Annotated in this window: 22 protein-coding genes and 1 riboswitch; of the genes, 14 read left to right on the forward strand and 8 right to left on the reverse strand. The window is 62.1% G+C overall.

The features are described 5' to 3' along the window. The first annotated feature begins 19 nt into the window (after window positions 1-19). From HJC00_RS13985 to HJC00_RS14000, 4 genes are all read left to right on the forward strand, one after another. Window positions 20-646 carry a hypothetical protein gene (locus HJC00_RS13985; protein ID WP_221164213.1) on the forward strand — a complete coding sequence of 209 codons (627 nt, stop codon included), beginning with the start codon at window positions 20-22 and terminating at the stop codon, window positions 644-646. A 458-nt stretch (window positions 647-1,104) separates the two neighbouring features. Continuing rightward, entirely contained in the window at window positions 1,105-1,338 is a 234-nt protein-coding gene (locus HJC00_RS13990; protein ID WP_210630954.1) for a DUF2171 domain-containing protein, read from the forward strand. A 50-nt stretch (window positions 1,339-1,388) separates the two neighbouring features. Next, window positions 1,389-1,550, forward strand: coding sequence for a DUF2945 domain-containing protein (locus HJC00_RS13995; RefSeq protein ID WP_405048788.1), 162 nt, complete (start codon window positions 1,389-1,391; stop codon window positions 1,548-1,550). 85 nt (window positions 1,551-1,635) lie between these two features. Continuing rightward, window positions 1,636-1,821 carry a DUF3008 family protein gene (locus tag HJC00_RS14000; RefSeq protein ID WP_210630956.1) on the forward strand — a complete coding sequence of 62 codons (186 nt, stop codon included), beginning with the start codon at window positions 1,636-1,638 and terminating at the stop codon, window positions 1,819-1,821. Between the two features lie 23 nt (window positions 1,822-1,844). Here the strand turns inward: HJC00_RS14000 and HJC00_RS14005 are convergent, their stop codons facing one another. Next, complete coding sequence (locus tag HJC00_RS14005; protein ID WP_221164214.1) at window positions 1,845-2,564, reverse strand: MgtC/SapB family protein; 720 nt, start codon at window positions 2,562-2,564, stop codon at window positions 1,845-1,847. A 242-nt stretch (window positions 2,565-2,806) separates the two neighbouring features. On the opposite strand from HJC00_RS14005, the gene greA reads away from it, so the two are divergent. Next, window positions 2,807-3,289 (forward strand): transcription elongation factor GreA, encoded by a 483-nt coding sequence (gene greA, locus HJC00_RS14010; protein WP_221153515.1) that lies wholly within the window; start codon window positions 2,807-2,809, stop codon window positions 3,287-3,289. 137 nt (window positions 3,290-3,426) lie between these two features. Here greA and HJC00_RS14015 read toward each other — a convergent pair whose 3' ends face one another. Next, window positions 3,427-4,320: a LysR family transcriptional regulator ArgP gene (locus HJC00_RS14015; RefSeq protein ID WP_221145292.1), complete on the reverse strand. Its 894-nt coding sequence runs from the start codon at window positions 4,318-4,320 to the stop codon at window positions 3,427-3,429. Window positions 4,321-4,420: 100 nt separating this feature from the next. On the opposite strand from HJC00_RS14015, the gene HJC00_RS14020 reads away from it, so the two are divergent. Next, window positions 4,421-5,029, forward strand: a complete 609-nt coding sequence (locus tag HJC00_RS14020) for a LysE/ArgO family amino acid transporter (RefSeq protein WP_221153516.1) — start codon at window positions 4,421-4,423, stop codon at window positions 5,027-5,029. A 100-nt stretch (window positions 5,030-5,129) separates the two neighbouring features. Here the strand turns inward: HJC00_RS14020 and HJC00_RS14025 are convergent, their stop codons facing one another. Beyond that, window positions 5,130-5,342: a hypothetical protein gene (locus HJC00_RS14025; RefSeq protein ID WP_210630961.1), complete on the reverse strand. Its 213-nt coding sequence runs from the start codon at window positions 5,340-5,342 to the stop codon at window positions 5,130-5,132. 114 nt (window positions 5,343-5,456) lie between these two features. Between HJC00_RS14025 and HJC00_RS14030 the strand changes: the two genes are divergently transcribed. Further along, window positions 5,457-6,356: a LysR family transcriptional regulator gene (locus tag HJC00_RS14030; protein ID WP_210630962.1), complete on the forward strand. Its 900-nt coding sequence runs from the start codon at window positions 5,457-5,459 to the stop codon at window positions 6,354-6,356. Between the two features lie 99 nt (window positions 6,357-6,455). Beyond that, window positions 6,456-6,611 carry an entericidin A/B family lipoprotein gene (locus tag HJC00_RS14035; RefSeq protein WP_011425752.1) on the forward strand — a complete coding sequence of 52 codons (156 nt, stop codon included), beginning with the start codon at window positions 6,456-6,458 and terminating at the stop codon, window positions 6,609-6,611. Between the two features lie 45 nt (window positions 6,612-6,656). Here HJC00_RS14035 and HJC00_RS14040 read toward each other — a convergent pair whose 3' ends face one another. Then, window positions 6,657-7,004: a hypothetical protein gene (locus HJC00_RS14040; protein WP_210630963.1), complete on the reverse strand. Its 348-nt coding sequence runs from the start codon at window positions 7,002-7,004 to the stop codon at window positions 6,657-6,659. Window positions 7,005-7,036: 32 nt separating this feature from the next. Continuing rightward, a complete protein-coding gene (locus tag HJC00_RS14045) occupies window positions 7,037-8,035 on the reverse strand; it encodes a glycine betaine ABC transporter substrate-binding protein (protein WP_210630964.1) in 999 nt (332 codons plus the stop codon). Window positions 8,036-8,681: 646 nt separating this feature from the next. Here HJC00_RS14045 and HJC00_RS14050 point away from each other — a divergent pair. Both HJC00_RS14050 and HJC00_RS14055 read left to right on the forward strand, forming a co-directional pair. Further along, window positions 8,682-10,136 carry a cobyric acid synthase gene (locus HJC00_RS14050; protein WP_221164215.1) on the forward strand — a complete coding sequence of 485 codons (1,455 nt, stop codon included), beginning with the start codon at window positions 8,682-8,684 and terminating at the stop codon, window positions 10,134-10,136. A gap of 265 nt (window positions 10,137-10,401) precedes the next feature. Beyond that, window positions 10,402-11,580, forward strand: a complete 1,179-nt coding sequence (locus HJC00_RS14055) for an adenylate/guanylate cyclase domain-containing protein (RefSeq protein ID WP_405048789.1) — start codon at window positions 10,402-10,404, stop codon at window positions 11,578-11,580. Window positions 11,581-11,586: 6 nt separating this feature from the next. On the opposite strand, the gene HJC00_RS14060 is transcribed toward HJC00_RS14055, so the two are convergent. After that, window positions 11,587-13,377, reverse strand: coding sequence for a chloride channel protein (locus HJC00_RS14060; protein ID WP_221153518.1), 1,791 nt, complete (start codon window positions 13,375-13,377; stop codon window positions 11,587-11,589). A 226-nt stretch (window positions 13,378-13,603) separates the two neighbouring features. Next, a riboswitch (cobalamin riboswitch) is annotated at window positions 13,604-14,001 on the forward strand. A gap of 331 nt (window positions 14,002-14,332) precedes the next feature. Between HJC00_RS14060 and cobU the strand changes: the two genes are divergently transcribed. The 4 genes from cobU to cobO are packed head-to-tail and all read left to right on the forward strand — an operon-like array spanning window position 14,333 to window position 20,715. Next, window positions 14,333-14,854 (forward strand): bifunctional adenosylcobinamide kinase/adenosylcobinamide-phosphate guanylyltransferase, encoded by a 522-nt coding sequence (cobU, locus tag HJC00_RS14065; RefSeq protein WP_221145282.1) that lies wholly within the window; start codon window positions 14,333-14,335, stop codon window positions 14,852-14,854. Between the two features lie 6 nt (window positions 14,855-14,860). Next, on the forward strand, window positions 14,861-15,916 hold the full coding sequence (gene cobW / locus HJC00_RS14070; protein ID WP_221153519.1) for a cobalamin biosynthesis protein CobW: 1,056 nt from the start codon (window positions 14,861-14,863) through the stop codon (window positions 15,914-15,916). A gap of 3 nt (window positions 15,917-15,919) precedes the next feature. Further along, complete coding sequence (cobN, locus tag HJC00_RS14075; protein ID WP_221153520.1) at window positions 15,920-20,080, forward strand: cobaltochelatase subunit CobN; 4,161 nt, start codon at window positions 15,920-15,922, stop codon at window positions 20,078-20,080. Beyond that, window positions 20,080-20,715, forward strand: coding sequence for a cob(I)yrinic acid a,c-diamide adenosyltransferase (cobO, locus tag HJC00_RS14080; protein ID WP_210630970.1), 636 nt, complete (start codon window positions 20,080-20,082; stop codon window positions 20,713-20,715). Before cobN ends, cobO begins: the two co-directional genes overlap by 1 nt. A 5-nt stretch (window positions 20,716-20,720) precedes the next feature. Here the strand turns inward: cobO and HJC00_RS14085 are convergent, their stop codons facing one another. Both HJC00_RS14085 and HJC00_RS14090 read right to left on the reverse strand, forming a co-directional pair. Continuing rightward, window positions 20,721-21,515 carry a helix-turn-helix domain-containing protein gene (locus HJC00_RS14085; RefSeq protein WP_210630971.1) on the reverse strand — a complete coding sequence of 265 codons (795 nt, stop codon included), beginning with the start codon at window positions 21,513-21,515 and terminating at the stop codon, window positions 20,721-20,723. Continuing rightward, a complete protein-coding gene (locus HJC00_RS14090) occupies window positions 21,515-21,880 on the reverse strand; it encodes a nuclear transport factor 2 family protein (protein ID WP_247241727.1) in 366 nt (121 codons plus the stop codon). Before HJC00_RS14090 ends, HJC00_RS14085 begins: the two co-directional genes overlap by 1 nt. Window positions 21,881-21,884 lie beyond the last annotated feature (4 nt).

A 21,884-nucleotide genomic window follows, 5' to 3' on the forward strand; every position in this document is an offset into this window, starting at 1 on the left:
TGCGGTCTTCTCAGGGCGAATGACGACCGTCTGGCCATGGCTTTCGATTGTCGGTCTCGGCGCCTTTCACGGCATTAATCCGGCGATGGGCTGGCTCTTTGCGGTCGCCCTGGGGCTTCACCGCCAGAGCCGCCGGATCGTCTGGTTGTCGCTTGCTCCAATTGCCGTGGGTCATGCCATCTCCGCCGCTCTCACACTGGTGGTGGTCGTCACATTCGGCGCGGTATTAGAGCCGCACCATTTCAGGCTCGTCGCGGCACTGCTCATTCTCAGCGTCGCTGCCTACGGCGTGCTTTACGGGCACCGCCCCCGGGTGAGGGTCGGCATGCGCGCCGGCATGGCAGGCCTTGGCCTCTGGTCCTTCCTGATGGCAACGAGCCACGGGGCGGGCTTGATGCTGGTTCCCGCGGTACTCAGCCTATGCGTGGCGGATCGAGCGGGAGATCTTGCGACCGCGAGTTCGCTGCCGATCGCGCTTGCCGCCGTTGCCGTACATGGCGCGGCAATGCTGGCCGTCGTCGCGGTGGTGGCGATCGCCGTCTTCGAATGGCTCGGCCTTGCGGCACTCCGCTCGGCATGGATCAACTTTGATCGCCTCTGGACCGTGGCGCTGAGCGCGACCGGCATCGCGCTTCTCGTCCAATGAACCTGTGCTGTGACCGCGGTCGTGGGCGGGGACGCGCCCAATCTTGCGCCTTCACGTCGCTGATGTAACCGCGGACATCGGTGGCCGGCTCGGTGTAGGCATCGCCGAGCGTCTTTTCCATGTTTGGGACGTAGGATCTTGGCGTCGTCCTCCTGGGGTAAGGCCGAGAAGCAATTGTCGATCGTGTAATGAAGAGTGCCCCAGGTAGCCGCGGGAAAACGGTTAGCGCAGCGCTCAGCCTTGCCCATCACTCCAATGAGCCAAACTGAGCTGACATGCCGAACCACAGCCAACTGGAATTTTCCCGGCGCGATCTGCTATCTCGCCGGTCGCCGCACTCGTTGTCACGGGGGATGAAGCATTCAACTGCACCTTCGGTATGCGGCGATATGGCTTGGAACCAACTCCGTTCCCCATCGTTGCGACAGGTAACTGCCAGTGACGCAAAGGAGGAAATGATGATTTCCGCAGACCAGATCCGTGAACATATGGAAGTTCTGACGGCTGACGGCACCCACGTCGGGACGGTGGATCATCTTGATGGTCCGACCCGCATCAAGTTGACGAAGTCCGACTCGGAGGACGGCAAACACCATCTGATCCCGATTGACTGGGTCGATCACGTCGATGCCCATGTCCACCTGTCGAAGAACGCCAGAGATGTCCGCAGCCAGTGGGCAACCATCAATTGAGGAGTGGCAGGCTGCGGCTCAGGTCGCAGCTTCCTCTCCAAGGAGCCGCCATGACGCGACAATTGCAGAAGGGCGACAAAGTGAGCTGGGATACCAGCCAGGGAAGCACCGAGGACAGAGTGACCAGTAAACAGACCAGCCAGACGAAGATCAAGTGCCATATGGTGAAGGCGTCGGCGGAAAGCCCGCGATATATCGTTCGAGAGCGATAAATCGGGGAAGTGCGCCGCTCACAAGTCTGAGGAACTCAGGAAACATTGATGTCGGCATGCCTCGTCTGGACGAGAGGAGATTGAAATGCCAGCCAAATCCAAGGCCCAGCAAAAGGCGGCGGGCGCCGCACTTTCAGCCAAACGCGGAGAGACGCCCAAGAAAGAACTCAAGGGTGCTTCGAAGCAGATGGAAAAAAGCATGAGCGAAAAACAGCTCGAGGAATTCGCATCGACCAAGACAAAGGGCAAACCCCAGCATGTTTCCAAATGATCGTGCGACAGCCTGCGAGTTCGTTACGTCGAAGTCGAATGCATGGAAAATCCTGCGACATGATAGGACTCTGAAACAGCATCGAAAATCGCGCGGGCGGAGGCGTCGCGGTTTTTGGACATCCATCGCAGTTCGAACGTGACGCCAGGGCGGCCCTCGCTGGTCTGTCCAAAAGAAACGAACAGCGCAACGCAACCTAGCGGTCCAAGCACCTCCGATAATTCCGGCAAGTCGGCTTCGGATCTGTGAATGACGAGTGTTGCCTTCTGTTCGCAACGCAGCCACATATCCAGCTGCTTCATTGGCGACAAGACGATGAAGGCGACGGCGGTCGCCACCGTCCCGGTCAGGATCTGGCCACCGCCGAAGCAGAGACCGACGACGGTCATGAACCACATGGTAGCGGCCGTGGTGACGCCGGTCATCGTGTCGCCACGTCTCAGAATCGCGCCGCCGCCGATGAAGCCGACGCCCGTCAGCACGCCGAGGGGAAAGCGCAGGACGTCCATCTGCGTGAAATAACTAAAGGTTTTTCCGTAGGTCGATAGAAGGAGGTTTGCCTGGATCATCGCCAGGCAGGCGGCAAGAGCCACCAGGATAGTAGTCCTGAAGCCCGCCGGGTGACCGCCGCGCTCGCGATCGAGGCCAATCAGTCCGCCCGCGATCACCGTCAGTATGATCCGCAAGGCGATCTCCCACCAGCTTGGCGTCAGCGGCATCGCTTCCGTCAGGAATGAAGGCATGGTCTGATCCTGACTGTGTCGCCGCTCTTTCGCTGCTGGCCGGGCATTCGTTCCTCCTGCGCTACAGTGCATCCGGTTGAGATAAACGCGGTGTCGGCCCGGACGTTCCCGGGGCGCCTCTGGGCCGTAGACGTTTGCAACAGGGCAAGATTGGCGGTTTGTCGGCCATCGGTGTATCGTTCCGGACTGGGACCATCCACACTAACCATAAGAGCGCGTAGCGTCTAAAATGGAGTCATTGATTGGCTGTTGCCTTCACCAAGGAAGAGAGTTTCGAAACCGCTTCGGAAACCCTGTTGCCGGACCGGGCAATTTCGCTGCATCCGAACCTCGTCACGCAAGCCGGGTTGAAGGCTCTCGAACTGCAGTTTCAACAGGCGCGCACGGCCTATGATGCGACGAGCGCCATCGAAGACGTAAACGAACGGCGGCGCCAAGCTGCCAATCCTTTGCGTGATCTCCGATACTTATCGGCCAGACTTCGCACGGCCCAACTCATGCCTGACCCAACGTCAGCCGACGTGGTTGCCTTCGGCAGTACGGTCACTTTCAGCCGCGACGACGGACGCGTGCAGACCTATCGGCTCGTCGGCGAAGACGAAGCAGATCCCAAGGCCGGATCGATTTCCTACGTCTCTCCGGTGGCGCAGCTGCTGATGGGGAGGGCTGTCGGCGATGTGATGGAGACAAGCGGCCAGGAGCTGGAGATCATCGCCATCTCCTAGAGAAGCTCGTCAAAGCGAGCGGATCGGTACGAAGAATTTCGTCGAACCTCGGCAGCCGCACGGCCTACGTGTGATCGCTCCAATCGAAGAGTATCTCTGCCGCGGTGGAGCCTGAAGAAGAGGCATGCCTGACGGAATTAAAGACAGCGCTTCGCCACGGCGACGACTTCGCGCGTCAACTCCGCCAGGCGGTCGGCGGCGAGGCGGTTTATCTGCCAGTAGAGTGGGACGTCCAGCGGCGTGTCGGCAACAAGCTCGACCAGCCGTCCTGATGCGAAATGTTCGCGGGTGAGCTGGGTCGGATTCATTCCCCATCCCATGCCGGAAAGGGTGGCCTCGACGAAGCTTTGCGGCGAGGGCAGCCAATGTGTGGGGTAGTCCAGATCTTGGCCGAAAGTCTGCCTTACCCAGTTGCTCTGAAGCCTGTCCTTTTGGTTGAAGGTCAGGGCCGGAGCGTTGCGGATCGCCTCCGACGTCACGCCGTCCGGGAAGTGGCGGGCGACAAAATCGGGTGTCGCGGTGGCGTTGTAACGGAGAGTTCCAAGCGCGAAACGCCGGCATCCCCGGATCGGCTTCTCCAGGCTGGTGACGGCTGCGATCACCCGTCCTCGCTGCAGCCATTCGGCGGTGTGATCCTGGTCGTCGACGGCGACATTCAACAGATAGGACGAGGTTTTGGAGAAATTCGACATGGCCTCCACGAACCATGTGCCGAGGCTGTCGGCGTTGGTCGCGATCTGAAGCGTGACCCTTTGGCGTGGCTCGTCGGGATCGACAAGAGCCGGCAGCTGCCCGAAAAGCTCGGCCTCGAGCATGCCGACATTCTCGATGTGGCGACAGAGCCATTCACCCTTTTCGGTTGCGGTACAGGGGGTGCCTCTGGCGATCAGGATGACGCCGAGGCGTTCTTCGAGCTGCTTGACCCGCTGCGAGACCGCCGAAGGCGTCACGTTCAACAGGGTCGCCGCCCTTTCGAAGCTGCCGGTCTGGGCGACGGTTGCAACGGCGCGAAGAGCGGGATAGTCGAGCATGGATTAATTTCTCTTAATTGGGATAAGACAGATTAATTAGACTAAGCCAATTTCAGGCGATACCGCAACTTCATCGAAGCTGAGACGTGTTGCTGAAACGATGAATTTTTCGATTTATGTTACAGGCCTGATGATGGGGCTCAGCCTGATCGTGGCGATCGGCGCGCAGAACGCCTTCATCCTTCGCCAGGGCCTGCGCCATGAACATGTCTTCGCCGTCTGCCTCACCTGCGCCTTATCCGACGCGGCACTGATCATGCTCGGCGTCACCAGCCTCCAGCAGATCGTCGGCTTCGTGCCCTGGCTCGATCCGGTCATGCGGTACGGGGGAGCCGCGTTTCTGGCCTGGTACGGAGCCAAGAGCCTCTATTCCGCCTTACGGTCGTCCGCTGTGCTGACAGCGGCGGAAGCCGAAACGACAGGCTTTTGCCGTACGCTTGCGACCTGCCTCGCGCTGACCTGGCTCAATCCGCATGTCTACCTCGACACGGTGGTGCTGCTCGGTACGATATCGACGCGGTATCCGGGGCAGCAGGCTTCGTTTGCCGCAGGCGCCGTGACCGGCTCCTTCCTGTTTTTCTTTGCGCTCGGATATGGCGCAATGTGGCTGCGGCCAATCTTCTCCAGGCCAGCCTCCTGGCGGATGCTCGAGACGCTCGTCGCGGCGACGATGTGGATTATAGCTTTCAAGCTGATAGGTGGGATATGAGCCGATCGCCGTGAGGCCATCGGCCCGGGCCCGTGTTGCCGAGTTCGACGGCAATGTCGTCCGAAGACCTGAGTGTCCTGATCCCATCCAGAGATCGGCATTATGCACGCGATTCCACGATCCTCAGAACCCGCTTCGGTCGAGCGACCGAGTTGAGGGGCGGCAATTCCATTTCACGCTGGCAATCAGCCAGCAGGTGCGACGGAAATCGCTTCAACTCCCGCAGCGCATGTTCGTGGTTCGCATCCCTGCGCCGATGCGACTTGAATGCTGAAAGGGCTTGTAGGATATTCCAGGTGCTTGATTGCGCCATGTCGAGCCTCCTTTGCTGCGCTAGTTGGCGACACGCTGACTATGGGGAGCGATTGACATTCAATCAAACAAAATGATATGCGGTTAAAGATCAGAAAAATTGAAAGATGCGACGATGAGCCTTCCCTTTCGCCGTCCCATTCCTTTGCTTGACAACGATGTGCTGCGTACCTTCGTCGCCATCGCCGAGACGGGCAATTTTTCCACTGCCGCCGAAGCGGTGTTCCGCACGCCGTCAGCAGTGTCGATGCAGATCAAGAAGCTCGAGGAACAGCTCGGCGCGACCCTGTTTTTGCGCGACGCCCGCTCGGTGACGCTGACACGCCACGGCGAGATGCTGCTTTCCTACGCCCGCAACATCCTCGCCCTGTCGAACGAGGCGGTGTCGCGCTTCATCATGCCGGAGCTCACCGGTGTCGTCAGGCTCGGCGCGCCTGAAGATATCGGCGAGCGGCTGCTGCCGAGGATCCTCAAGAGTTTTGCCGAAAGCTATCCCGGCATCATGGTCGACGTGACGATCGACATGAGCGTCGGGCTGAAGAAGCGCATGGAGGAGCAGCGGCTCGACCTGGCGCTGATCAACTGCGCGACGCGGCCGTTTCCGACCGGTGGCGAAGTGGTGTTTCGCGAGCGGCTGGTCTGGGCCGGCGCAAGGTGCGGTTCGGCGCATCGGCGCGATCCCCTGCCGATTTCGATCTGGGAGGACGGCTGCATCTGGCGCCAGGAGGCGCTATCGCAGCTCGAACGCAACAAGCGGCCGTATCGCGTCGCCTATCTCAGCGGCCACACGATGGCGCAACGCGCCGCCGTGCTTTCCGATCTCGCCATCGCGCCGCTGCCGCTCTCCTATGTCAGCGAGGACATGTCGATCCTCGGGCTGCAGGAAGGGCTGCCGGAGCTCGGCTCCTTCGATATCCGGCTGCTGACCGCCTCGCAGATGTCTGGACCGATCGAGACGGTGGCCGACAGCATCCGCAGTGCTTTCGCCGAGAGAGCGAAGGCGGTCGCCGCCTGAGGACGTCTTTCTCCCGCTGAACCTTTTGTTCCTTTGTGCGTTATCGGCGCGGATGGCACGAGTGCCGTTCGGGGTTGATTTCAAACAAGGATATTCGAAATGACGACAACGGCCAAAATTGCCGCAGCCTTCATGGTTCTTCTTGCTCTTTCCTCCTGCGGCAACACGATCCGCGGCATGGGGAAAGATACGGCGAACGCCGTCAACGCCACACAGGACGCCGGTCGCTCGGTCGACAGGGCTGCGAGGAAGTAATCGGCCGGCAGCTTTGCCGGGCTGAACGGGCCATCCGCGGCCGGATCAAGGCACCGGAGGATATGCCTTTTCGAGGCCGCCGGATCGGCTGAGACCGGTCCGGAAGGCTTGGTAGGCGGGATGCTGGCTCGAGCGAGCGGTTTCCATCAGTCGTATCTGCAGGCGATCCGGCGCCTGGGTCCCGAGCCATGATCCAAGGTTTTCAAGCTTCAGCGAGTTCAGGAAATGCGACTTCGCCGCAAGGTCGAGATGGCGCCGCAGGCCGTCGAGCAGGTTGTCGTCCTGGGCGGCATTTTCCATGAGCAAAGCCAGATATGATTTATCGGCTTCCGATAGCGCGGCGAGCTTTTCCGCAACGGTATCGCGGTCGGGAAAGGGAACGTTGCCTGTCATTCGAATCGTCCGATGGTAGGTGCCATCTGCCGTTATAGGCTCGCTTTGACTTTTTCGGCTACATCGGCGGGCACCCATTTCACCCACAAGTTCTCGTAATTGCGCAGGAAATAGATAGCGGCATCCTCATTGCTTTCGCGATTTTCATCCTGCCAGGCGAGCACCTGGTTGATCGTCTCATTGTCCCATTTGCGGGTCTTGAGATAGGTCGTGACAGGTCCGGCGCGGCTGGCGAAAGACCTGGTCATCAGCGTGAAGGCGCGCGAGACCGGATAGGAATTGAGCTCAGGCCTGATGCAGCCGGCAACCGCAGTGCAGCGATCCCATTCGGCCTTGTTGTGACTGACGCCGAAGCTCAGCCGCGTCATGTCGTACTTGCCGAGGATGGCGGTCGGCGCCCAGTAATAACCGAGCCAGCCGATCTTATTGTCGAAAGCCCGGGCGATCGAGGCATCGAGCCGCTGGGGACTGCCGGTCTCGACAAGTTCGAAGCCCTTTTTGTCGGCGGCCAGGGCCTTGAAGAGGTTGGTGGTCGATATCTGGCAGCTCCAGTCGGCGGGACAGTTGTAAACCGCGCCTTTCGACGGATCATCCTCGGCAGGAAAGAGCTCGGGGTGCTTCAGCGCGTCCTCGACCGAGCGAATATCGGGATTGGCGTCGGCAATGAATTTTGGGATAAACCAACCCTCGACCGCGCCATCGGCGAGTATCTCGGCGCCCTGCACCAGCCGGCCGGTATTGACGGCCTGATCGAGCAGAGCCCTGACGGAGTTGATCCAGTATTCCGATGCGATATCGGGGGTGCCTTTCTCATTCATCGAGGCGAAGGTCGGAAGGGTGTCGCCGTCGACGATGGTGACGGAACAGCCGTAGCCGTTTTCCAGGATAAACTTGTCGAAGTTTGCGGCAATGCCGGCCGAGGCCCATTTCATCTCGGCGATCGATACTTTGCCGCATTCGGCGGCTTCGGCCGGCACGATCGCGCTCAAAAGAGCCGCGGCAAAGACGGCCGAAATCAAAAGCGTCTTCATCGTCTTCCCCGAATTCTTCTTAGACAACGTGCTGCCGGGATTCACCTGGGGCGATCCCGCAACAGGCGTTTCCCGTTCACGGGCGCCGTCCCACCGGCTCCGGCAACTCGTCGCAGACCATGTTTAGCAATGGCTTATTTTGTCGAAGCCTACGCGTTCGCTCGGAGAAATCAACCGTCTTCTGCTCGTGGTTGCGGAACTAAATTATTGAATTCGAAGAATATAGTTCGCAGCTAATATTTCCCCAGATCGAAAATTGACGCCGTCTGGGAACGCCGGCGCAGTGGCGGCGGAAATTCCGCCGTGCAGATCAAAAAAAGTCAAAATTAACATTTGCGTAAGCCTTCAATAACTCTCCGGTAAGAATGTGCCGTTATCAGTTGGGATGTAGCGGCAACGACCGCTGCTTCTCCGGTTCAGGTAGTGCGTACCGGAGAAAGCGAGCTTCGCCGTGTAGGGGCGAAGGCGCCTGAGTTTTCGGCAAACCGCGCAGAGCCAAGGCCTGCGCGGTTTTCGCGCTTTCGCGAGAATATCCGAAGTCTTGACCCGGGATCGGCGGCCATTGTAGGCCTCCGGCTAGTGCATCGGCCCGAAAAAATCTGAATCGATTTTCGGAAGCGCGGTGCCCTAGGGAAAGGCGGCCGCCATGGCAAGAGCGATCATGCTGCAGGGAACCGGCTCGGATGTCGGCAAGACGGTGTTGGTGGCGGGTCTCTGTCGGCTGGCGGCCAATGCCGGGCTCACCGTGCGGCCATTCAAGCCGCAGAATATGTCGAACAACGCGGCGGTCGCCGATGACGGCGGCGAGATCGGCCGGGCGCAATGGCTGCAGTCGCTCGCCGCCCGCACGCCGCCTTCGGTGCATATGAACCCGGTGCTGCTCAAACCGCAATCGGAAAGCGGCAGCCAGATCATCGTGCAGGGCAGGGTGTTCGGGCAGGCGAAGGGGCGGGATTATCAGCGGCTGAAGCCGCAACTGCTCGGCGCCGTGCTCGAAAGCTTCGAAAAGGTGTCTGCCGGCGCCGATCTCGTCGTCGTCGAGGGTGCCGGCTCGCCGGCAGAAATCAATCTCAGAGCCGGCGACATCGCCAATATGGGCTTTGCGACGAAAGCGGGCGTGCCCGTCGTGCTCGTCGGCGATATTGATCGCGGCGGCGTCATCGCCTCGCTGGTCGGTACGCAGGCGATCCTCGACGAGGGCGATAGAGCGATGATCGCGGGCTATCTCATCAACAAGTTCCGCGGCGACGTCTCGCTCTTCGACGACGGCATCCGCGCCATCGAATGTTTCACCGGTTGGCCCTGCTTCGGCGTCGTGCCGTGGCTGCAGGCTGCCGCGCGCCTGCCGGCCGAGGATTCGGTCGTCCTCGAACGACTGGCGAGGGGCGGTGCCGGAGCGCTGAAGATTGCCGTGCCGATGCTGCCGCGCATTGCCAATTTCGATGATCTCGATCCGCTGAAGGCGGAGGCGGATGTCGAGTTGGTATTCGTGCGCTCAGGCGAGCGGCTGCCTGCCGATGCGAGCCTCGTCATTCTTCCGGGCTCGAAATCGACGATAGCGGACCTCGCCGATCTCAGAATTAAAGGCTGGGACCGCGATCTTGCGGCGCATGTCCGGCGCGGCGGCCGGGTGATCGGCATCTGCGGCGGCTACCAGATGCTCGGACGCACGGTCCGCGATCCGCTGGGAATCGAGGGCGGAACCTCCGAGGCGCCGGGGCTGGCGCTGCTCGACGTCGAGACCGAGATGGCGTCGGAGAAGACCGTGCGCAACAGCCAGGCCCGCTCGACCGAATATGACGTGCCGCTTGCCGGCTACCAGATCCATCTCGGCGTCACCGGCGGCCCGGATTGTATCAGGCCTTCGGCGATCATCGACGGTGCGCCCGACGGGGCGCTTTCGGCCGACGGCCGGATCATGGGCACCTACCTGCACGGGCTCTTCGGCAGTGACGCCTACCGCACCCGACTGCTGGAAAGCTTTGGGTTATCGGGCGGGCGGACGAATTATCGTCAAGGCGTGGAGCAGGCGCTCGATGAGATCGCCGGGGAATTGCAACGTTGCCTCGACCCACACTGGCTGGCCGGGCTGATTGATTAGCCGCCACCCATCAAGGCCGCGCCTGCGGTTTCGCGTCTCGGGTGCGGCGCGTTGAAGAAGGTCGCGCAAGGGGCCATTTGAGAGTACCGGATTTCGCTGCCAATCAGAAAGGCCGAGAGAGGCCCGCTCGAAAACACGTTGGCCGGAGGTCGGAGTCTCAGAGGATAGGCGCATCTTCGGTCGTGCTGCATTACTTAATTCGCTCAAGAGTAGAATCGCGATGCGAAGCAGGCTAATAAAAGGTTGTTGATCCTCACGCGGAGGCTTGGAAATTAAAGATCATATCCAGTGGGTTATAGAGCAGGGAATCACCAGCGAGCATATTGGTGATCTCGTCGCCGGCCTGTGTGAACGGCTGATTGCGGACGGGTTTCCGATCTGGCGGGCAAGCATCCGCATGCCGTCCCTGCATCCGATGTATCGCGGCGTCGCGGCCAATTTCATGCGGGGCGGTGAGACTGTTCTCGAGAATGCGGAGCACGGCAGCGAGACCGAGCGCAACTTCGAGAAGACGCCGATATTCTATCTTCTGAACCGCGGTGAGAAGACGGGGCGATGGAACCTGGCGAAAGGCGAGGGTCTCCACTATGGCGAGCTCCACGAATTTGCGCTTGCCGGTGGCACGGACCATGTGGTCAATCTTTTCGAGTTCCCGAAGGAAGTCGCGCTGCGCGGGCTCGGTTTCTCTCTGACGAGCGATTCTCCGGGCGGATTTTCAGATGATCAGCTGGCGATCATCGATGAACTGTTCCCAGCGCTGGGGCTTGCCGCTTACCGTGTCGCGGTTTCCAAGACCGCGACCGATATCCTCGCCGTCTATACCGGCGCCAGGACGAGCGCGCGCATCCTTGCCGGTGAAACCCGCAGGGGAATGGGCGGCTCCATCGATGCTGCCATCCTGCTTGCCGACCTCCGCAACTTCACGGCGCTGACCGAGGCCTATCAGCCGGGGGAGATCGTCGGCTTTCTCAACGAGCACTTCGAACTGATCGACCGGCACGTCGAGGAAAATTCCGGCGAGATCCTCAAGTTCATGGGCGATAGCGTGTTGGCAATCTTTCCGACGGACGCCGAGGATCCGCAAAGGGCTTGCAAGGCCGCATTGGCTTCGGCGCAGAACCTGCTGAGGGCAAACGAGGAGCTCAATCGCGAACGGACGCTGGATGGTGGCCCCGATATCGGTATTGATGTCGTCTTGCATCTCGGCGAGGTTTTTTACGGAAATGTCGGCGCCCAGGGCCGGCTGGACTTCACCGTGATCGGCAGGGCCGTCAACGAGGCGTCGCGGCTTGAAAAGCTGTGCGGAACGCTTGAGCAGCCCCTGCTGTTGTCAGAAAGCTTCGCAGCGACCTGCGCCGTGCCCTGCGACTATCTCGGCGCTTTCGATCTGCGCGGCGTTTCGAAGAGAGCCGACGTTTACAGGCTTGCCCGCGCCGCTTCTTAGGCTCGCTCAAATCTCGCCCGACACCTCGCGGCGGCGCCGGTCGAGTTCTTCGCTGTAGCGGCGCAGCGTGTGGCTTTCGCTGAGCTGTCCCACCACCTTGCGCTCGATCAGATTGTTGACGACGGCGAGCGCTTCGCTTTCGCTCCTGTCGAAGATCGCCGCCGCCTGCTTTGCATTCATCTGCGGCTGCAGGAAATCATTGCGGTAGCGGACGAAATCGGCAAGCCTCTGGCTCTCGTCCTGGGCGTCGGTCGGATTGGCGTAGATCTCGGGCACGAGCACGAGGCCAGCATATTTTTCGTTCTCCTCTGTGAGAATGACGCGTTGGGTTGAGCCGATCGGGAAGGCCTTCTTGAAGTCTTCCAGCGAGATATCGGCCTTTGCCGTCTTCACGTCGGCGCGCATCAGCTTGTTCACCGTCAGATTGCGGATCCAGCCAACGTCGTGGGCGCTGCGGATGCTTTCGCCGCGCAGGTGGAAGCGCCATGTGGCGAAGGAGTAGCCGAAGGTCGAGCGCACGACGAGCGAGGAGGTGATGACGGCGGCAAGAACCAGTGCCGTGATCGGGAAATCGCCAGTGATTTCGAGCGCCAGAAAGGTCATCGTCAATGGCCCGCCAATGACGGCGACCGCCAGGGAACTCATCCCGACCACGGCATAAATGACCGGCGTCAATGTCGCATCGGCGAAATAGGGGCCGCAATAAGCAAAGAGCTTGCCGAGCAGGGCGCCCATGAACAGCGAGGCGAAGAACAGCCCGCCTCTGAAACCGGAGCCGATCGAGATCGCCGAGGCAAGGGATTTCAGGAGGAAGAGACCGATCAGCGCCGGGATTGCCACGTCGCGGGAGAGGTTCAGATGCAGCGCGCCGTGGCCAGCCGAGAGCACCTGCGGCGAAATCATCGCCAGAAGCCCGACGATAATGCCGCCGAGCGCCGGGCGAAAGGGCGGGGCAATCGAGCTTTTGCGCGCCACCTCCTCGACGAAGGCCACGCCCTGCATGAGGAGAATGCCAACGCCGGCGCAGAAGACGCCGAGCAGCAGCGCCGGGATATAATCGGCCGGCACGACCGAGCCGAAGCTGCCGATATCGATGGTGAAATCGCCCTCGGCAAGCAACCTTGCGATGAGGGTTGAAACGAGGGCGGAGACGACGACCGGGGTCAACGACACGATGGTGTAGGTGCCGATGATCAGCTCGAAGGCGTAGAAGGCGCCCGTCAGCGGCGCGTTGAAAGCGGCGGCGATGGCGCCGGCCGCGCCGCAACCGACGAGTATGCGCAGGTCCGAGCGGCGCAGCTGCAGCTTGAGGCCGAATTTGGAGGCAATGCCGGCGGCGAGCTGGGTATAGCCGGCCTCCAGACCGACGGAGGCGCCGAAGCCGTTGGAGATCAGGTTCTGTACGGCAACGATGATGCTGTCGGTCAACGAGAGGCGGCCGCCATGCAGCGCATTCGCCTCGATCGGGTCGACCATCGGTTTCTTGCGCCGTTTGGCGAGGACCAGAAGCAGCAGGCCGAGCAGGGTACCGCCGATGACCGGGGCGGTAAGCAGCAGCATCTTGTCCTCGATGACCGACGCGCTCAACCTTTCGCTGTCGGCGATGCCGAAAACTAGCTGGTGCAACTCGTTGGAGACATAGCTCATGCCGGTCACGGCAAGACCCGAGGCGATGCCGACGATGGCGCCTGCCAGCGACAAGCCAACTTCGCTGCGGCGCGTCAGGGCGCGCAGCCGGCCCGGATCGAAGAAAACACGCAGCGTGCGCAGGCGCCGCCGATCCAATTTCATAAGCATGGCTAGACAACTAGGCGATGAGAGGCCGGGTCAAGGGCGGAGGTGCAGTCGCCTTGCAACGCAATTGCGGCGAAAAGCCGACGGTCGGGTCAAATATTTATGACGTAAGCCGCTGATAATAGACGATATTTCCGGTAGGGTCAGTGGTGTTGGCCGATCTTTTGCGCAGTCTGGAGCTGGAGCGGTTTCGAAGGTCGGTTGACTTCACCCCCCGGCTTGCCTAACCATCCCAGGGATAACGGATGGTTCCGGATCGGCATTTCGCCTTCCGGATGAAAAGGGAATGTGACGGGGCGGACCCACATCGGGCGCATTCATCACAGCCGACCCCGCGACTGTAGAGCGGTCAGGGTCTTCCATCCGGCATCGAACCCTTTCGGCCGGCGGGCTGCAATCGTGCAGGCGGGCGGGATGGGCGGCATGCCGGAAAAGCCACTGGAAATGCATGGTGATCAACCGGGGTCGGACGCCTCTATCTCTACGAATCGTCCACCTTTTCACCGAGGCAGCCGGGAAGGCGAGGCAGATCCGCTGGCACGATCAGGGGCGACCGGACTTCCGGTTCGCCCCGATCGCCGCCGATAACCGCGAGCCAGGAGACCTGCCTTCCGTGCCGGGCGAAAAGCCCAACCCTGGGCAAGAGACCCGCTGCCAGCACGGAGGTTGTTTTGGCTGAACGATTGAATTCAGCGCCGCCTCTGGTGGTGCGCTTGGAAGGTGACTTGCAGATGCCGCCGCCGTCCGGCACGGGGCCGCTGGGAAGGAGTTTCCTTTCCTCCCTCATTCCTGTGCTTGTCACAGGAATCCAGCGGGCCCAAGTCCTTGGGCACAGGAGAATCCCTTCACGGCAGCATAGAATTATTCACGGCGCCGACGCGCCGTGGCTGGATTCCTATGACAAGCACAGGAATGAGGTGGGGCGGGGTACCGCATCCGGTCATAGGACTGTCTGGGCATGACGGCTGCCCCCTCCCACACCCTCATCCTCGGCGGCGCCCGTTCCGGCAAATCCCGTTTTGCCGAAAATCTCGTTATGGCAAGCGGCGACGAGCGCCACTACCTCGCCACCGGCCGTGCCTGGGACGAGGAGATGCAGACGCGTATTGCCCAGCACAAGGCCGATCGCGGCCCTTCCTGGACGACGCATGAGGAGCCGCTCGATCTTCTCGGCGTGCTTGCCGCGATCGACGGCGAGGGGCGCATTGTGCTTGTCGATTGCCTGACTCTCTGGGTGACCAACCTGATGATGGCGGAGCGCGAGATGGCTGTGGAATTTGCCGCGCTCGCTGATTTCCTGCCTGGCGCCAAGGCGCGGCTGGTCTTCGTTTCCAACGAGGTTGGCCTCGGCATCGTGCCTGACAATCGGATGGCGCGCGATTTTCGCGATCATGCCGGACGGCTGCACCAAATAATCGCGGCGCAGGCCGACGAAGTCTATTTCATCGCGGCCGGTCTGCCGCTGAAAATGAAGGGTTGAAGTTCCATGATCCAGCAGAAAATCCCCGCAACCGTCATCACCGGCTTCCTTGGCGCCGGCAAGACGACGATGATCCGCAACCTGCTCACCAATGCCGGCGGCAAAAAGATTGCGCTTATCATCAACGAATTCGGCGATCTCGGTGTCGATGGCGAGGTGCTGAAGGGCTGCGGCGCGGAGAATTGCAGCGAGGACGACATTATCGAGCTCACCAATGGCTGCATCTGCTGCACCGTCGCCGACGATTTCATTCCAACGATGACGAAGCTCCTGGAGCGCGAACAGCGGCCTGACCATATCGTCATCGAAACCTCCGGCCTCGCCCTGCCGCAGCCGCTGGTCTCCGCCTTCAACTGGCCTGATATCCGCACCCAGGTGACCGTCGACGGCGTCATTACGGTTGTCGACAGTGCGGCCGTTGCCGCCGGCCGTTTCGCCGATGACCATGCTGCTGTCGAGGCGGCGCGCGTCGAGGACGACTCGCTCGATCACGAGAGCCCGATCGAGGAGCTGTTCGAAGACCAGCTCACATGCGCCGATCTCATCGTCCTCAACAAGACCGACCTGATCGATGGGGATGGCCTGGGCCGCGTGAAGAACGAAGTCGCCTCCCGCATCGCCCGCAAGCCGGTCATGATCGAGGCCAGGAATGGCGAGGTGCCGGCAGGCGTGTTGCTCGGCCTCGGCATCGGCGCGGAAGACGATATCGCCAACCGCAAATCCCATCACGAGCTGGAGCACGAGGATGGGGCGCCACACGACCACGACGAGTTCGACAGCTTCGTTGTCGAACTCGGCGCTGTTTCCGATCCGACAGGCTTTGTCGAGAAGCTGAAGGGCATCATCGCCGAGCATGATGTGCTGCGCCTCAAGGGCTTCATCGACGTCTCGGGCAAGCCCATGCGCCTGCAACTGCAGGCCGTCGGCAGCCGCATCGACCAGTATTTCGACCGCGCCTGGGCAGCGGGCGAGGCGCGCCGCACGCGCCTCGTCGTCATCGGCTTGCACGAAATGAACCAGGGCGCGGTGCGCAAGGCGATTGAAGCGCTCGTTCAAGGATAATCGATGCATCTGCTTCTGGCCCAGCAGGGAACGATCAGCGACGGCGAAGAGGCAATCGACCTCGGCCAGTCGCCGGGCGATATGCTGTTCCTTTCGGCTGCCGACACCGAACTTGCCGCGGTCGCTACCGCCTATCGCGGCTGCGAGGGAATGCCGCATTCGCTGAGGCTCGCGAATCTGATGAGCCTCAAGCATCCGATGTCAGTCGATACCTATGTCGAGCGAACGGCCCGGCACGCCAAGCTGATCGTCGTGCGTGCGCTCGGCGGCGCCAGCTATTTCCATTATGCGCTGGAGGCGCTGCACGCCGTTGCCGCCCGCAACGGCGCACTGATTGCAGTATTGCCTGGCGATGCCAAGCCAGATGCGGGGCTGGTTCCTTTCTCCAATGTTGACCTCGACGATCTCAACGCGCTCTGGGTCTATCTGATCGAGGGCGGCGACGCCAATACGCGGAGCTTCCTTGCTTATGCCTCGGCGATGCTATCGGGCGCGGAGAAGCCGGCGCTGGCAGTGCCTTTGATGAAGGCGGGGATCTGGTGGCCGGGGCGAGGGGCGATCGGGGTCGAAGAGTGGCGGCGGGTCGTCGGTTCGCATGTCGCGCCAACGTCGTCCGTCAAGCGTGGGGCCCCCCCCTTTGTCTCGCCGGACATCTCCCCCACAAGGGGGGAGATCAGCAAGTCGCTCGGACTTCCAACAAAAAAAATGCGTGAGAATGCCGCACTTTCGGCTGAAGAGATGGAGCGAAGCCTCGCATCCCCGATCTCCCCCCTTGTGGGGGAGATGTCCGGCAGGACAGAGGGGGGTACACCAAGCTCGACAGAAGAGGTGGAATTCGAACCCACGTCCCCCATCGTCGCCATCAGCTTCTACCGTGCCCTCGTCCAGAGCGGCGAGACCGGGCCGGTCGAGGCGCTGGTCGAGGCCCTGGCCGCACTTGGCCTGCGGCCGCTGCCGGTCTTTGCCTACAGCCTAAAGGATCCCGTTTCGACAGGCATTCTCGAGAGCGTGTTTTCGGCGTTGAAACCGGATGTCGTCATCAACACAACGGGCTTTGCGGTCTCCGCGCCGGGCGCGGACCGGCAACCGACTGTGCTGGAGACGGATGGCGCAGTCGTACTGCAGGCAATCCTGTCGGCTTCGTCGCGGGAGGCCTGGGTGACCTCGTCGCAGGGTCTGTCGGCGCGCGACCTCGGCATGAATGTGGCGCTGCCCGAAGTCGACGGGCGGGTATTGGCGCGGGCGGTGTCCTTCAAGACGGCGGCGCGTTACGACGCGGCTGTCGAGGCGAACATCGTGGCAAGCCTGCCCGACGCCGGCCGGCTCCGCTATACGGCGGAGCTCGCCGCCAGTTGGGTGCGGCTGCGCCGGACGCCCGCCAATAGGAGGCGCATCGCCCTCATCATGGCGAATTATCCGAACCGCGACGGCCGACTCGGCAACGGCGTCGGACTCGACACGCCGGCCGGCAGCATCGAGGTGCTTCGGGCGATGGCGGGTACGGGTTACCCGGTCGCCGATGTTCCGGCCGATGGCGACGCGCTGATCTGGCATCTTATGGAGGGGCCGACCAATTCCCGGCATGACGGCCGGGTCATCCGCGAGGCTCTTTCGCTCAGTCGCTACAAAAACTTCCTGGAATCTCTTCCCAAAAAGATTCAGGATGAGGTGAGGGCGCGCTGGGGCGAGCCAGAGAACGACCCCCATTTTCGCGACGGCGTCTTCGCCCTGCCTTTCGCCCGCTTCGGCGGCGTCCTGGTCGGCATCCAGCCGGCGCGCGGCTACAATATCGATCCGAAGGAGAGCTATCATTCGCCGGATCTCGTGCCGCCGCATGGCTATATTGCCTTCTATGCTTTCCTGCGGCGCGAATTTGGCGCCGACGCCGTCATCCACATGGGAAAGCATGGCAATCTCGAATGGCTGCCGGGCAAGGCGCTGGCGCTGTCTGAGACATGTTACCCGGAAGCGATCCTCGGGCCGCTGCCGCACCTTTATCCCTTTATCGTCAACGATCCCGGCGAGGGCACGCAGGCGAAGCGCCGCACCGCCGCCGTCATCATCGACCACCTGACGCCGCCGTTGACGCGGGCCGAAAGCTATGGACCGCTCAAGGATCTGGAGGCGCTGGTCGATGAATATTACGAAGCTTCGGGTGGCGATCCCCGCCGCATCCGGCTGCTCAGCCGCCAGATCCTCGATCTCGTCGCCGATATCGGGCTGGATCGGGATGCGGGGATTGCGAAAGGCGAGAGCGAAAGTGAGGCGCTGAAGAAGCTTGATGCCTATCTCTGCGATCTGAAGGAGATGCAGATCCGTGACGGGCTGCATGTGTTCGGCGTGTCGCCGGAGGGGCGGCTGCTGACGGACTTGACCGTGGCGTTGGCGCGGGTCCCGCGCGGGCTGGGAGAGGGCTGTGATGCGAGTTTGCAGCGAGCGATTGCTGCGGATGCTAGGTTGAGTTTCCCCCTTCTCCCCAGCGCGGAGAGGATGTCCGCCAGGACAGATGAGGGGGCGAGCGACGGCAGGAGCGGGCGGCTGAGCGCAAGCGAGGCCGAGTCTGCGGCCGCCTCATCTGACCCTTCGGCCCCCCTTCTCCCCGCCGGGGAGAAGGTGAGCCGCGCGCTTCAGCGTCCTTTTGACCCACTCGACTGCGACATGGCGACTCTTTGGACGGGCCCGCGTCCGGCTATTCTCGCAGATGTCCTCGACGCCCCCTGGCGCAGCAACGGCGACACCGTCGAGCGCATCGAACTGCTCGCCGCCAAGCTCGTTTCCGGTGACATGGGGTGCCCAACCCTCTGGTCCCAAACCAGAACGGTGCTCGACGAGATCGAATCCCGGCTCAAGCCTTCCATTCTCGCCTGCGGCCCGGCGGAGATCTCCGGCCTTCTGCGCGGCCTCGACGGCCGGTTCGTCGCCCCAGGCCCCTCCGGCGCGCCGACGCGCGGGCGGCCGGATGTGCTGCCGACGGGGCGGAATTTTTACTCCGTCGACAGCCGCGCCGTGCCAACGCCGGCCGCCTACGAGCTCGGCAGAAAATCCGCGGAACTGCTGGTGCGCCGCTATGTTCAGGATCATGGCGAGTGGCCGGTCTCCTTCGGGCTGACGGCCTGGGGCACGTCGAACATGCGCACGGGTGGTGACGATATCGCCCAAGCTTTGGCGCTGATCGGTGTCAAGCCGCTCTGGGACATGAGTTCGCGCCGCGTCACCGGCTATGAGATCATATCGCAAACAGTGCTCGGGCGGCCGCGCGTTGATGTGACGCTCCGGATTTCCGGCTTCTTCCGCGACGCCTTTCCCGAGCAGATCGCCCTGTTCGACATGGCGATCCGCGCCGTCGGGGCACTGGATGAGGATGCTGCCGACAACCCGATTGCCGGGCGCATGCGCGGCGAGGCGGCTCGGCTGGCCGCTGCCGGGCTCGATGAGAAGGCGGCGGTGAAGCGGGCGGGTTACCGCGTCTTCGGCTCTAAACCCGGCGCCTACGGCGCGGGACTGCAGGCACTGATCGATGAAAAGGGCTGGGAGCGGCGTGCCGATCTTGCCGAAGCCTATCTCGTCTGGGGAAGTTATGCCTATGGCGCCGGCGAGGAGGGCAGGGCCGAACGCGGCCTGTTCGAGGAGAGGCTGCGCTCGGTGCAGGCCGTCATTCAGAACCAGGACAATCGCGAGCATGACCTGCTCGATAGTGATGACTATTACCAGTTCGAGGGCGGCATGGCGGCTGCGGCCGAGCAGCTCGCCGGTACACGTCCAGCGATCTATCATAACGATCATTCCAGGCCCGAACGACCTTTGATCCGCTCGCTCGAGGAGGAAATCGGCCGCGTCGTGCGCGGGCGCGTGGTCAATCCGAAATGGATATCGGGCGTCATGCGCCATGGTTACAAGGGAGCCGCCGAGATCGCCGCCACCGTCGATTATCTCTTCGCCTTCGCTGCGACGACGGGCGCGGTCGGCGCGCATCATTTCGAGGCGGTCTATCAGGCCTTCGTCGCCGATCCGGACCTGCGCGGTTTCATGATCGAGAAAAACCCGGCGGCATTCGACGAGATGAAGGAGCGGCTGCGCGAGGCAATCGATCGCGGGCTCTGGACGCCGCGCAGCAATTCGGCCCGGTTCGACCTGGCTGCTACGAAACTGAATGAGGTGCACTGATGAGTGACGAGATCCCAGAAAACGAATCGACCAAGGACGATGCCCGCCACGCCGAGAGGATGGCGAAGAAGAAGGCTGCGCGCGACAAGATCATGGCGACCAAGACGGACGGCAAGGGCCTGATCATCGTCCATACCGGCAAGGGCAAGGGTAAGTCGTCAGCCGCCTTCGGGATGATCTTCCGCCACATCGCCCACAGCAAGCCGTCAGCCGTCGTGCAGTTCATCAAGGGAGCGATGTGGACCGGCGAGCGCGACCTGATCGAGAAGCATTTTTCCGATCTCTGCCAGTTCCACACGATGGGCGAGGGCTTCACCTGGGAAACGCAGGACCGGGCCCGCGACATCGCCGCCGCCTCGGCGGCCTGGGAAAAGGCCAAGGAACTGATCCGCGATGAGCGCAATTCCATGGTGCTGCTCGACGAGATCAACATCGCGCTGCGCTACGACTATCTCGACATCAACGAGGTCGTCGCCTTCCTGAAGAGCGAGAAGCCCCCTATGACCCATGTCGTGCTGACGGGGCGCAACGCCAAGGAAGAACTGATCGAGATCGCCGATCTGGTCACCGAGATGGAACTCGTCAAACATCCGTTCCGGTCGGGCATCAAGGGCCAGCCCGGCGTGGAGTTCTGAGCCACTCAGTTGAGTGCCAGGCTGCGCAGGATGGCAGCCGTTTCCTCATCCGCCGGAAAGAAGGATTCGACCGCGAGCTCCGACAGGGTGATATCGACAGGCGTGCCGAAGACCGTCGTTGTCGAGATCAGCGACAGCAAGCCCGCTTTGTTCGCAAGCCGGAGGGGAACGGCGATACCGGCATAGTCGGCGTGGTTTTCGCCGGGCCGGTCCGACGCCGGATAGGACCGGAGCTCCTTCAACAGCTTTTCCAGAACAGGATCACCTGAGGCCGATATCTGCTGACGCAGCCTGTCGAGGAGGTGGCCGCGCCACTCACCGTGATTGACGATATGCGGCGCCAACCCCTGCGGATGCAGGCTGAGGCGCAGCACGTTGACGGGCGGCGCGAGCAGCGACTGATCGGCAACGCCTGACAGCAAGGGAGCGATCGCAGCGTTGGCGGCGACCAGGGTCCAGTGGCGGTCGACCGCCAGTGCCGGGAAGGGCTCGTGCCCTTTCAGCACCATGTCGACGGCGCGTCGCGCCGCCTCAAGGGCAGGATCATCAAGCTTGCGTTCGGCAAAGATTGGGGCGAAACCCGCCGCCAGCAGCAGCGGGTTGCGGTCGCGCAGGGGCACGCCGAGGCGTTCGGCAAGATGCAGCAGCATCTCGCGGCTCGGTGTCGCGCGCCCGCTCTCGATGAAGCTCAGATGCCGCTGCGAGATCTCCGCCTCCAGCGCCAGGTCGAGTTGGCTCATGCGGCGGCGCTGGCGCCACTCGCGCAGGTGATCTCCGAGGGAGCGGGCGGCCGGCGTCATCAGGTGGCTGCCGGCAGTTGGTCGATGAAGCCGCGCACGGATTTCAGCTTGCCGCCGTCGAGTTCGGCGAAATCCGTGCCCTTGATCAGCGCTTCGCCGTTTTCGGGCCCGAGCCTCCAGGAAAAGCGCAGGTTGTCGCCATAGCCGTCGGCCGCGCCGATCAGTTCGAAGCGGAAGCCGGGGAAACGGCTTTGCACGGCCTCGACCAGCGCATTGATCTGCTCGTGACCTTCGCCGCGCATCAGCGGATCGACATAGGTGGCCGCTTCCGCCCAGCTCTCGGCGATGAGAGCGCGGCGGCGAGCGCCATCCGTCTCGTTCCAGACGGCGAGGTAGCGCTCGGCTTTGGTCTTTGCGTCGTTCATCAGG

Origin of the sequence: Rhizobium sp. NLR22b (genome assembly GCF_019685295.1) — a bacterium.
In the GTDB taxonomy this organism is placed as follows: Bacteria; Pseudomonadota; Alphaproteobacteria; order Rhizobiales; family Rhizobiaceae; genus Rhizobium.